At 59.9% G+C, this 12335-nt stretch carries 10 protein-coding genes; 5 read left to right on the top strand and 5 right to left on the bottom strand.

What is annotated here, in order from left to right; genetic code table 11:
* Positions 1–4 precede the first annotated feature (4 nt).
* Positions 5–601: an imidazoleglycerol-phosphate dehydratase HisB gene (hisB, locus tag O3S81_RS23295; RefSeq protein ID WP_269347086.1), complete on the bottom strand. Its 597-nt coding sequence runs from the start codon at positions 599–601 to the stop codon at positions 5–7.
* Between the two features lie 199 nt (positions 602–800).
* Here hisB and hslV point away from each other — a divergent pair, with 199 nt between their 5' ends.
* From hslV to O3S81_RS23275, 4 genes are all read left to right on the top strand, one after another.
* Complete coding sequence (gene hslV / locus O3S81_RS23290; RefSeq protein ID WP_003521197.1) at positions 801–1325, top strand: ATP-dependent protease subunit HslV; 525 nt, start codon at positions 801–803, stop codon at positions 1323–1325.
* Between the two features lie 75 nt (positions 1326–1400).
* On the top strand, positions 1401–2708 hold the full coding sequence (gene hslU / locus O3S81_RS23285; RefSeq protein WP_003521199.1) for an ATP-dependent protease ATPase subunit HslU: 1308 nt from the start codon (positions 1401–1403) through the stop codon (positions 2706–2708).
* Between the two features lie 196 nt (positions 2709–2904).
* A complete protein-coding gene (locus O3S81_RS23280) occupies positions 2905–3867 on the top strand; it encodes a DUF1402 family protein (protein WP_269347085.1) in 963 nt (320 codons plus the stop codon).
* A 120-nt stretch (positions 3868–3987) separates the two neighbouring features.
* Positions 3988–6156, top strand: a complete 2169-nt coding sequence (locus tag O3S81_RS23275) for a malate synthase G (protein ID WP_269347084.1) — start codon at positions 3988–3990, stop codon at positions 6154–6156.
* Between the two features lie 79 nt (positions 6157–6235).
* Here the strand turns inward: O3S81_RS23275 and O3S81_RS23270 are convergent, their stop codons facing one another.
* Positions 6236–6949: a L,D-transpeptidase gene (locus O3S81_RS23270; RefSeq protein ID WP_269347083.1), complete on the bottom strand. Its 714-nt coding sequence runs from the start codon at positions 6947–6949 to the stop codon at positions 6236–6238.
* Between the two features lie 183 nt (positions 6950–7132).
* On the opposite strand from O3S81_RS23270, the gene O3S81_RS23265 reads away from it, so the two are divergent.
* Positions 7133–7618: an MmcB family DNA repair protein gene (locus tag O3S81_RS23265; protein WP_080827534.1), complete on the top strand. Its 486-nt coding sequence runs from the start codon at positions 7133–7135 to the stop codon at positions 7616–7618.
* Positions 7619–7624: 6 nt separating this feature from the next.
* Here O3S81_RS23265 and O3S81_RS23260 read toward each other — a convergent pair whose 3' ends face one another.
* From O3S81_RS23260 to hrpB, 3 genes are all read right to left on the bottom strand, one after another.
* Positions 7625–8212: an ActR/PrrA/RegA family redox response regulator transcription factor gene (locus O3S81_RS23260; RefSeq protein ID WP_269347082.1), complete on the bottom strand. Its 588-nt coding sequence runs from the start codon at positions 8210–8212 to the stop codon at positions 7625–7627.
* Positions 8213–8285: 73 nt separating this feature from the next.
* On the bottom strand, positions 8286–9593 hold the full coding sequence (gene actS, locus O3S81_RS23255) for a two-component system sensor histidine kinase ActS (RefSeq protein ID WP_269347081.1): 1308 nt from the start codon (positions 9591–9593) through the stop codon (positions 8286–8288).
* Between the two features lie 29 nt (positions 9594–9622).
* The gene (hrpB, locus tag O3S81_RS23250) at positions 9623–12109 is read right to left on the bottom strand and encodes an ATP-dependent helicase HrpB (protein WP_269347080.1); all 2487 of its coding nucleotides are present in this window, start codon (positions 12107–12109) and stop codon (positions 9623–9625) included.
* Positions 12110–12335 lie beyond the last annotated feature (226 nt).

Here is a 12335-nt window from a genome sequence, read left to right as displayed (position 1 = left end):
GGCGTCAGGCCAGCATGCCCTTCGTGGAGGGAACGCGGCCTGCCTGCCGGGGGTCGATCTCGGTTGCCGTGCGAAGAACGCGGGCAACGGCCTTGAAGCATGTTTCGGCGATATGATGGTTGTTGGCGCCGTAATGGTTCAGGATATGCAGCGTGATGCCGGCATTCTGGGCGAGCGCCTGGAAGAACTCACGCACCAGCTCGGTATCAAAGGTGCCGATCTTCGGCGCGGAAAAATTGACGTTCCAGACAAGGAAGGGCCGGCCGGAAATATCGACGGCAGCCTTGGTCATCGTTTCGTCCATGGCCAGATCGAGCGAAGCGTAACGGGTAATGCCGCGGCGGTCGCCGAGCGCCTTGGCAATGGCCTGGCCGATGGCGATGCCGGTATCTTCCACGGTATGGTGGTCGTCGATATGCAGGTCGCCCTGAACCTCGATGTCCATGTCGATCAGCGAATGGCGGCTCAGCTGGTCCAGCATATGGTCGAAAAATCCCACGCCGGTGGAAATTTTCGACTTGCCGGTGCCGTCGATATCCACGCGTACCGAAACCGCGGTTTCGTTGGTCTTGCGGATAATCTCGCCTTTACGTTCTGCCATTTTGGCCGCTCCGTGAAAATGTTGCCGTTCCTTATCAGCACGGGACACAAATATCCAGTTGTTCCATCGTCTTGCATGACAAGTCGAAAACAGCCTGTCGTCCCGAAGATTGCAATCGCGAAAAGCAAACTTACATAGAACCCGAGAGGGCCGTATCCGGTCCGTTAACCCCAGGCCCGTGAGGGCAGACAGGTGTTTGATGACAACAATTATTACAGTCAGAAAGGGCGGCAAGGTCGTCATGGCTGGCGACGGGCAGGTAAGCCTCGGCCAGACCGTCATGAAGGGCAATGCCCGCAAGGTTCGCCGCATCGGCAAGGGTGAAGTGATTGCCGGTTTTGCCGGTGCGACGGCGGATGCCTTCACGCTACTCGACCGTCTCGAAAAGAAGCTTGAGCAATATCCGGGCCAGCTCATGCGCGCCGCAGTCGAGCTTGCGAAGGACTGGCGCACGGACAAATATCTGCGCAATCTTGAAGCCATGATGCTGGTGGCCGATAAATCGACCACGCTCGCCATTACCGGTAATGGTGATGTGCTGGAGCCGGAACACGGCGCGATCGCCATCGGCTCCGGCGGCAATTATGCCTTCGCCGCCGCCCGCGCCATGATGGATACGGACAAGTCGGCCGAAGAGGTGGCGCGCCAGTCGCTCGATATTGCCGCCGATATCTGCGTTTACACCAACCACAATCTCGTCGTCGAAACGCTCGACGCCGAGTAAGCTAATTTTCTCACCAATGGGTCCTGTGGGCCGGGCCGGAATGGCCGGTCGGAACAGGAAAGCCGAGAGGATAGAATGACCACTTTTTCTCCCCGGGAAATCGTCTCGGAACTCGACCGCTTCATCATCGGCCAGCATGAGGCCAAGCGTGCGGTCGCGATTGCGCTGCGTAACCGCTGGCGGCGCCAGCAGCTCGATGAGAGCCTGCGCGACGAAGTCATGCCCAAGAACATTCTGATGATCGGGCCGACCGGTGTCGGCAAGACGGAGATTTCCCGTCGCCTCGCCAAGCTGGCCGGCGCGCCCTTCATCAAGGTGGAAGCGACAAAATTCACCGAAGTCGGTTATGTCGGCCGCGATGTCGAGCAGATCATCCGCGATCTCGTCGAGATCGGCATCGGCCTCGTGCGTGAAAAGAAGCGTGCCGAAGTGCAGGCGAAGGCGCATCAGAGCGCAGAAGAGCGGGTACTCGATGCGCTGGTTGGCGCAACCGCGTCGCCTGGCACGCGTGAAAGCTTCCGCAAGAAGCTGCGAGACGGTGAGCTCGACGACAAGGAAATCGACATCGAAGTGGCCGACAGCGGCTCGGGCATGCCCGGTTTCGAAATTCCCGGTATGCCGGGCGCCAATATCGGCGTGCTGAACCTGTCGGAAATGTTCGGCAAGGCCATGGGTGGACGCACCAAAAAGGTCCGGACCACGGTGTCGAAATCCTATGCCGATCTCATCCGCGACGAATCCGACAAGCTGCTCGACAACGAAATGATCCAGCGCGAGGCGGTGAAGTCGGTCGAAAATGACGGCATCGTCTTCCTCGATGAGATCGACAAGATCGCCGCCCGCGATGGCGGCATGGGCGCCGGCGTCTCGCGCGAAGGCGTGCAGCGCGATTTGCTGCCGCTGGTTGAAGGCACAACTGTTTCGACGAAGTACGGACCGGTGAAGACGGACCATGTCCTTTTTATCGCATCGGGCGCCTTCCATGTGGCGAAGCCGTCGGATCTCCTGCCGGAGCTTCAGGGCCGTCTGCCGATCCGCGTCGAACTGAAGCCGCTGACCAAGGAGGATTTCCGCCGTATCCTGACGGAGACGGAAGCAAGCCTCATTCGCCAATACAAGGCGCTGATGGCGACGGAAGAACTGGACCTCGATTTCACCGATGATGCAATCGATGCGCTGGCCGATGTGGCCGTTCATCTCAATTCGTCGGTCGAAAATATCGGTGCGCGCCGCCTGCAGACCGTGATGGAGCGCGTTCTCGACGAGATCTCCTTCAACGCCCCGGATCGTGGCGGCTCGGCCGTCAAGATCGATCAGGAATATGTCCGCAAACATGTCGGCGATCTTGCTGCCGACACGGATCTGTCCCGCTATATTCTCTGAGAATTTCGGAGATTGACAAAAGAAGAGTGCGGCCATATTTGACGCACTCTTTTATTTTATCTGCCTCATCTCGCATTCAGCCCGCATTTTGTTTATGGGAAGGGCTGCATTCCGGTTGGAACCGCTTTCGTGGAATTGATCCGGTTTTCCCGCTTGTCATGCCGGGAATGGCCGGCTCGAGAAAAGGCAGTCGCTCGTGCGCAAAACTCTTCTGGCATTTGCCGTGGCTCTGGCGGTTTCCGCCGTTTCGTCTTCTTATGCCGCGGCCGCGACCATCGTCCCACCGGGCAACCGCAATGCCGAACAGCCGGGCGTTCCCGGCGCCTCCGCAAAAAGAACCAAGGCGTCCAATACCTCCTTCGAACGCAAGTACCAGAAGGTCATTGACCTTTTGTCGTCCGACAAGGCGTTGATCGCCAAGATCAAGTCGACGGCCGGACGTTATGGTATCGATCCGATCCACATGATCGGCGCGATCGTCGGCGAGCACACCTATAATGTCGACGCCTATGACCGGCTGCAGTCCTATTACGTCAAGGCGGCCTCCTATGCCGGCAACAGCTTCCGTTTCGGCTACAAGGACGAAACCATCGCGCAGTTTCTAACCCATTCGCAATTTGCCAAATGCCAGTCGAAGAAGGATTCCTACAGCCTCTGGAACTGCCGTGAAGATGTCTGGGAAGACAGTTTCCGCGGCAAGACCGTCGATGGTGTGGCCTATCCGAACAACCGTTTCAGCGCCGTCTTCTTCCAGCCCTTTTATGCCGGGCAGACCTTTGGTCTCGGCCAGATCAACCCGCTGACGGCTTTGATGTTGTCCGACATGGTGTCGAGAACCTCCGGCTACGAGAAGCTGGATGAGAACGATGCGGGCGCCGTCTATACCGCGATCATGGATCCAGACCATTCGCTTGCCTTCATGGCGGCCTCCATCCGCAAGTCGATCGATGATTACCGGTCGATTGCCGACATGGATATTTCGAAAAATCCGGGTGTCACCTCCACGCTTTATAATGTCGGCGGTTCGCAGCAGCGTGCTGCCGCTCTTGCCCAGAAGAACCGCCAGCGCGCCGCAGGCGAGCAGCCCCTGTTGCCGGAAGAGAATTATTACGGCTGGCTGGTGAATGACCGCATCAAGGATCTGCAGGCGCTTTTGTAGAAAAAGACGACTATCGGCCGCATTATTTCCAAAACGGAAATAATATTTGGCTGCCTGCCGCAATTGACGAGCGACCGTCTCAGCGTCCAATCTGTGCCTTCAGAATATAAGGAGGCGCATGTGAGCCGCACGGATAAATTCGGTCTTTCCATCGATGACAGGCTGTATGCCTTTTTGACGGACGAGGTGCTGCCGGGCACGGGTCTGGACAGCGAGGCCTTCTTTGAGGGTTTCTCGGCCATCATCCATGAGCTTTCCCCGAAAAACCGTGAGCTGCTTGCCAAGCGCGATGCGCTGCAGGAAAAAATCGATGGCTGGTACCAGCAGAACGGCGCTCCCTCGGATTTTGACGCTTATGAGACCTTCCTGAAGGAAATCGGTTACCTGCTGCCGGAAGGTCCCGGCTTCAAGGTGGAAACCGACAATGTCGATCCGGAAATTGCCGCCGTCGCCGGTCCGCAGCTCGTCGTTCCCGTCATGAATGCGCGTTATGCGCTGAACGCCGCCAATGCCCGCTGGGGTTCGCTTTATGATGCGCTTTACGGCACGGATGCCATTTCCGATGCCGATGGGGCGGAAAAGGGCAGGGGTTACAATCCGAAGCGTGGTGAAAAGGTCATTGCCTGGGCGCGCAATTTCCTCGATGAATCCGCGCCGCTCGAAAGCGGAAGCTGGTCCGACGTGACCGGTTTCAAGATCGTCGACGGTCTGCTGCAGCTTGCAGTCGGTGACGCCACGACCGGCCTCACGGATGCAACACAATTCAAAGGCTTCAGCGGCGAAGCGGAAAATCCCGCAACGATCCTGCTCGGCAAGAATGGCCTGCACACCGAGATCGTCATCGATCCTTCGACCGAAATCGGCAAGGGCGACAAGGCGGGCATCTCCGATGTCATTCTTGAATCGGCGCTGACGACCATCATGGATTGCGAGGATTCGGTTGCTGCCGTCGATGCGGAAGACAAGGTGCTGGTCTATGGAAACTGGCTTGGCCTGATGCGCGGCGATCTGACGGAAGAGGTTGCCAAGAGCGGCAAGACCTTCATCCGCCGCCTTAATCCGGATCGTTATTATACCGCGCCCAATGGCTCCGCGCTCACGCTGCCGGGCCGTTCCTTGATGCTGGTGCGCAATGTCGGTCATCTCATGACCAATCCGGCGATCCTCGACCGCGATGGCCGTGAGGTGCCGGAAGGCATCATGGATGCCGTCGTCACGGCGCTCATCGCGCTTTACGATGTCGGCCCGTCCGGACGGCGTCAGAACTCGCGCGCCGGCTCCATGTACGTGGTCAAGCCGAAGATGCACGGGCCGGAGGAAGTCGCCTTCGCCAACGAGATTTTCACCCGGGTCGAGAAGCTTGTCGGCATGGCGCCGAACACCATGAAGATGGGCATTATGGATGAGGAACGCCGCACCACGGTCAACCTCAAGGAAAGCATTCGTGCCGCGAAGGATCGCGTTGTCTTTATCAATACCGGCTTCCTCGACCGCACCGGCGACGAAATCCACACCTCGATGGAAGCCGGCCCGATGATCCGCAAGGGTGACATGAAGCAGGCGGCCTGGATCGCGGCTTATGAAAACTGGAACGTCGATATCGGCCTCGAATGCGGCCTTTCCGGCCATGCGCAGATCGGCAAGGGCATGTGGGCCATGCCGGATCTGATGGCGGCCATGCTGGAGCAAAAGATCGCCCATCCGAAAGCCGGCGCCAACACCGCCTGGGTGCCTTCACCGACGGCTGCGACGCTGCATGCCACGCATTATCACAAGGTCGATGTCGCTGCCGTTCAGGAAGGGTTGAAAAGCCGCGGTCGCGCAAAGCTTTCCGATATTCTGTCGGCGCCGGTCGCGCCGCGCCCCAACTGGACGCCGGAGGAAATCCAGCGTGAGCTCGACAATAATGCCCAGGGCATTCTTGGTTATGTCGTGCGCTGGGTCGATCAGGGCGTCGGTTGCTCCAAGGTGCCGGACATCAATAATATCGGCCTTATGGAAGACCGCGCCACATTGCGCATTTCCGCGCAGCACATGGCGAACTGGCTGCGCCATGGCGTGGTGACAGAGGCTCAGATCATCGAGACCATGAAGCGCATGGCCGCCGTGGTGGACACGCAGAATGCCGGCGATACGGCCTATCTGCCGATGGCCTCCAATTTCGACGGATCGGTGGCTTTCCAGGCCGCTGTCGAGCTGGTGCTGAAGGGGCGTGAACAGCCGAATGGCTATACAGAGCCGGTTCTGCACCGTCGTCGTCTGGAACTGAAAGCGAAACAGGCGGCGTGAAGCCGCCGCCCAGTATTTCCATAAACAAAAAAGCCGCCGGGAAAATCCTCGGCGGCTTTTTCTTGATCTGGCGTAACCCTTACTGGATCACGACGACCTTGGTGCTGCGGCCGGGGCGGACGCGGCTGTAGAGATCAATGACGTCCTGGTTGATCATGCGGATGCAGCCGGAAGAGGCAGCGGTGCCGATCGAAGCCCATTCGGGCGAACCATGGATGCGGAACAGCGTGTCCTGTCCCTTTTCGTTGAAGAGATACATGGCGCGTGCGCCAAGCGGGTTGCTGAGGCCCGGGCCCATGCCGGCCTCGACATATTTCGCAACTTCCGGCTTGCGGTCCGCCATTTCCTTCGGCGGATGCCACATCGGCCATTCCTGCTTCCAGGCCACATAGGCTTCACCGGCCCATGCGAAGCCAGCCTTGCCGACGCCGATGCCGTAACGCACAGCGCGGTTGCCGGAGAGAATATAATAAAGGTAACGCTCACGCGTATTGACGATGATGGTGCCAGCGCGTTCGGACGTCTGGAATTCGACGATCTGGCGACGATACTTCTCATTCACGCGATTGATCGGAATGGCCGGCAGCGCATAACCCGCATCGGTCACGGGACCGTAGACATCGTTGAAAATCTGGACCGTTTCGACCTTCGCCGGAACGGGGTCAGCAACCGGTACTGACGCTGCGATCTTGCCGGAGGTCGGAGCGGAGGATTGGGATGTAGTTTCGGCGCAGCCGGCCAGTGCCAGTGCTGCCGTCAGACCGAGTGCGGTCAATGGGGTACGGATGCGCATGTCGTTCTCGCGGAAAATTCGCCAAATTGTGCGAAGGAGTAGGCTTAATTGGATAAATCGGTTATTTTCCATTCAGCCGCTCTTGGCAAGCCGTTGCGCCGCCGCGAAACGGTCGAGCATTTAAAATTGCCGGTTGATTGCCTTTTTGCAACAATAGGCCAAACGCTTCAGCAGCCTTTATCCATGACTATTCTTTCCGTTACCAACAATAATCCGTTAATAGACGGCCGCCAGTCGGACAAGGCGATGCTGGTGCGGCGCGGCGTGCAGGTGCTGTTGCATGAGATGCGCCATTCGGTGCTGCCGGAACTGCCGCTTGCAAGCGGGCGCAGGGCCGATCTCATCAGCCTGTCGGCCAAAGGCGAAATCTGGATCATCGAAATCAAATCCTCGATCGAGGATTTCCGTGTCGACCGCAAATGGCCGGATTATCGCCTGCATTGCGACCGGCTGTTTTTCGCCACCCATCCGGAAGTGCCAACGGACATATTCCCCGAGGAATGCGGGCTGATCCTGTCGGATGGATATGGCGCCCATATGCTGCGCGATGCGCCGGAACATAAATTGCCGCCGGCGACCCGCAAATCGGTGATGCTGGATTTTTCGAGAACCGCTGCGACCCGGTTGATGCTGGCGGAATGGACCACCGGGCGCAGCTTCGGAGAGTAACTGCCGTTACTTGGGCGCGCGCTTTGCGAGAATGCGCTGCAGGGTGCGGCGATGCATGTTGAGCCGGCGGGCTGTTTCCGAAACGTTGCGCTCGCACATTTCATAAACCCGCTGAATATGCTCCCATCGCACCCGGTCTGCCGACATGGGGTTTTCGGGAACTTCGGTCTTTTCACCCTTGCGCTGCGTCAGCGCATTAAAGACATCGTCTGCATCGGCGGGTTTGGCGAGATAATCCAGCGCCCCAAGCTTCACGGCAGTCACCGCGGTGGCAATATTGCCGTAGCCGGTCAGGACGACGATCTGCGTATCGTCCCGGTTCTGCCGGATCGCTTCGATCACCTCCAGCCCGTTGCCATCCGCAAGTCTGAGATCGACCACCGCATATTTCGGCGGCGCGGCCTTGGAGCGGGCAATGCCGTCGCTCACCGTCTCGGCTGTATCGACGGCAAAGCCGCGTGTTTCCATGGCCCGGGCAAGCCGGCGCAGAAACGGGCCGTCATCATCGACGATCAGCAGCGATCTGTCGGGTCCGATCGGGTCGATATCGTCCGCCGGTACGGTGGTGGATGGGGTCTGGTCTTCTGTCTTCATGTTTCCGGCCTTCCGGCAACTTCGTCGGCTTGCTTTTCTTCTTCTTATCGCCGCTTCAACGTGGATGGTAAAGTCAACGGTTTCTTTTATCGTCCATCAGCGCCCGAGGCCAGACGATTGTGACCCGCGCCCCGGTTTCGCTCGACCCTCGGTTCTGGAAGGTGACGGCTGCGCCGGATCGCTCCAGCAGGGTCTTGGCGATGAAAAGCCCGAGCCCGAGCCCGCCGGCGCGCATATCGTTGTGACGTTCGGTCACATAGGGTTCGCCGATGCGGGCCAGCACGTCATGGGCATAACCCGGCCCGTCGTCCTCGATGAGAACGGTGACATTCTGCTGATCGTGGCCGACGGTCACGGTCACCTTTTCCCGCGCATAGTCCACGGCATTTTCGATGAGATTGCCCAGCCCGTAGATAATGCCGGCATTGCGGATGCCGACCGGCTCCTCGGCGCGATCGTTCTTTTCGACGAGTTCCAGGCGAATGCCGAATTCCCGATGTGGCGCCATCACCTCCTCGATCAGCGAGGAAAGCGGCAGGCGGCGCATATGCTCCTCATTGTCGGCGGAAAGCGAGGTGAGCCGGCGCAGAATATCGCGGCATCTTTCGCTCTGGCTGCGCAGCAGCGCGATGTCTTCGCCGTATTTCTCATCATGCCCGAGTTCCCGCTCCATTTCCTTGGCGACAACGCTGATTGTCGCAAGCGGCGTGCCCAGCTCATGTGCCGCAGCGGCCGCCAGCCCGTCGAGCTGGGAAAGGTGCTTTTCCCGCTCCAGCACCAGTTCGGTTGCCGCCAGTGCGTCGGCCAGCTGATTGGCCTCATGCGAGACGCGATAGGCGTAAAAGGCGGCGAAAGAGGTGGTGGCGATGATCGCGACCCAGGTGCCGACATGCAGCAGAAGCTGGATCGGCAAAACCTCGTCCGGATACCAGGGAACAGGAAAGGGCGAAAAGGCGATCGCCGTCGAGCAGATGACGGCAAAGCCGAGCAGGATGAGCGAATGCCGAAGCGGCTGCGAGGCAAAGGCGATGATGACCTGCACGCAGATCAGCGGCGCGAAGGGATTGGAAAGACCGCCGGTAATATAGATCAGCGCCGTCAGTTGCAGCAGGTCGAAGGCGAGAAGCAATGTCGCTTCCCAGGGCTCCAGACGATAGGTGGAGGGAAAGCGGGCGGTGAGAAACAGATTGGCAAGTGCCAGCGCCGCGATGAGAAGCCCGCAGGCGAGAAGTGGCAGGGGGAAATTCAGCCCGAAAGCGACGAACAGGATCGTCGCCGTCTGTCCGGCCACCGCCAGCCAGCGCAGCCAGATGATGGTCTGTAATCTTATCCTGCGGCTGGCGCGGCCAAGCCTCGTGGTTTCGATCGGATGGCCAGCCACCGTCTTCTCCTTTACCCTTTTTATCATCGTCATGTTCCGCGCGGTTTCGCACGGCTGGTCGGCAGGGCCGAGGCGGGATCCTCCGGCCAGGGATGGCGCGGATAGCGCCCGCGCATATCCGCCCGCACATCCTTCCACGAACCCGCCCAGAAGCCGGGAAGATCGCGTGTCGTCTGTATCGGCCTGTGCGCCGGCGAGGTCAATTCCAGGAGGAGCGGCAACCGCCCCTGCGCAATGGCAGGGTGGGCCTTCAGCCCGAAAAGCTCCTGTACGCGAATGGAAAGCGTCGGTTCGCTGGCATCGTAGCGAATGGGGTGCCGCTGGCCCGTCGGTGCTTCGAAATGTGTCGGTGCCAGCCGGCCGAGATCACGCGCCACCTCATGCGGCACCAGCGACAGGATTCCTTCGGAGAGGCTGCCGGGCCGGATATCCTGCAGGCTACGGGCGCCATGCTGGAAAGGAACGAACCATTCCGCGAGCCGTGAAAGCAGCGCCGCATCGCTCACGTCAGGCCACTGCTCGCCGATGCTGGCGTTCAGAAAGCCGATCCTGTCACGCAGCTGCAGGGTTTCTTTCGAGAAGGGAAGCATATCGATGCCGAATTCGCGAATGCCATTGGCAAGCGCCTGCGCCGCCTGTTCACCCTCGGGTCGGGGCAGGGGTGTCTCGTCAAGAATGATCGCACCAAGGCGGGTCACCTTCCGCGCCCGCGCCTGACCGCTCGCCTTGTCGAACAGCAACTGTTCCTGCTGAATAATAAGGTGCGGCATCCGCTCTTCTATATCGGCCCTTTCGATGCCAGCCGCCGCAAGGATGCGCGGCTGTGCCGCCCGTCCGGTAATATCGGCGACGACAAGCATTTTGCTCGCCGCCAGCCGCTCGGTCTCGGCAAGCTCCGCGCCGCGCCCATTGGCCATCACGTAACGGCCCCGCGCCCCGCGTTGAAGCGCAATCCTGTCCGGATAGGCATGCAGTAGCAATGGGCCTGCCTCGCTCGGCACCTCGGCTGCTGCGGTTTTGTCGCCGATCGCATCGAGCAGCCTCGATGCCAGCTTGTGTGCTGCCTGCGCCCTCTCACTCCTGTCGGAAAGAAAGCGCCGCAGCCTTTCATCGAGATCGATATCATTGCCGCCCAGCCCCTGTTCCGTCAGCATGACGGCAAGCGTCGCCGCTTTTTTCCCGGCACCTTCGCTCGCCGAGGCAATCACCATGGCCGCAAGTCGTGGCGGCAGTGAAAGGCCGCGCATCAGATGGCCCTGTCGCGTCAGCCCGCCGCTGTCATCGAGGGCACCGAGGTTTTTGAGAAGCGTCACCGATTCTTTTAGTGCGGCTTCGGGTGGCGTATCGAGAAATGCGAGTGCGGAAGGGTCGTGAACGCCCCAATGGGCGAGATCGAGGGCGAGACCGGCAAGATCGCTCGCCAGAATTTGCGGTGGTGTAAAGGCGTTGAGCGCCGCCGTCTGCCCCTGATGCCACAGACGAACCGCAACGCCGGGTTCCGTTCGCCCGGCACGGCCGGCCCTCTGCTCGGCGGAAGCCCGCGACACCCGCACGGTCTCCAGCCTGGTGATACCGGTCGCCGGTTCAAAGACCGGCAATCGCTGCAATCCGCTGTCGATCACCACCCGCACGCCATCGATGGTAATGGAGGTTTCGGCAATCGAAGTGGCAAGCACGATCTTGCGCCGTCCGGCCGGTGCCGGCTTGATTGCCGCATCCTGCTCCTTTTGCGACAGGTTGCCGTAAAGCGGGATAATATCCGTATCCTCAGGAAAACGTCCCTCCAGCCGCGAGGCTGTGCGGGTAATCTCCGCCTGTCCGGGCAGGAAGGCCAGAATCGAACCCGTCTCGGCTGCGTGGGCTTCGGTAATCGCCTTGGCGACTTTCTCATCGACGTGGACACCCTGCCAGCGCTCTTCATATCGGATGTCGATCGGGAATGTGCGGCCAAGGCTCTGAATCACAGGAGCGTCGCCCATCAGCGCGCTGATACGCTCCACATCGAGCGTGGCGGACATAACGAGGATGCGCAGATCCTCCCGTAACCCCGCCTGTACATCGAGCGCCAGCGCCAGCCCGAAATCACCGTCGAGCGAGCGCTCATGAAACTCATCGAAAATCACCGCGGAAACGCCGGTCAGCTCGGGGTCGTCCAGAACCATCCGGGCAAACACACCTTCGGTCACCACCTCTATCCGGGTTTTCGAGGAGATACGGTTGTCGAGCCGCATGCGATAACCGACGGTTTCACCGACATTCTCATGAAGCAGTTCGGCCATGCGTCCGGCCGCGGCCCGCGCCGCGAGCCGGCGTGGTTCGAGAAGAATGATCCTGCCGTCGCCCCGCCAGGCCTCATGCAAGAGATGAAGCGGCACGAGCGTGGTCTTGCCCGCCCCAGGTGGCGCTGAAAGAACTGCACGTTTCTCTACGGCCAACGCCTCGGCAATATCACGCAGCACGGCGCTGACGGGAAGTTCGGGCAGTTCGGTCTTTATGGGAACGGGCATTCTGGTCATGCGAAGGGCCTGCGGCGATCTGGTGGTGTTGAGCGTCTTATATGCCGTTTCTAATGCACGGCCCCGCGCTTTGACAGCCATATGTAAAGGTCAGGCAAATGGCTTACCGGCGAATTCTCGCTCCCCTCGGGTCATTTGCGATGAAGTATGAAAGGGGGCCCCATCTGGCGTGTCGCGAAAACGGGTAAAGAATCCGCCCGTTCCGGCGCACTCGGCCTGTTTTTCC

Origin of the sequence: Agrobacterium sp. SOY23 (genome assembly GCF_027212525.1) — a bacterium.
In the GTDB taxonomy this organism is placed as follows: Bacteria; Pseudomonadota; Alphaproteobacteria; order Rhizobiales; family Rhizobiaceae; genus Agrobacterium; species Agrobacterium tumefaciens_I.
The sequence above is the reverse complement of the archived record's forward strand: the minus strand, read 5'-3'. Positions and strand labels throughout refer to the sequence as shown.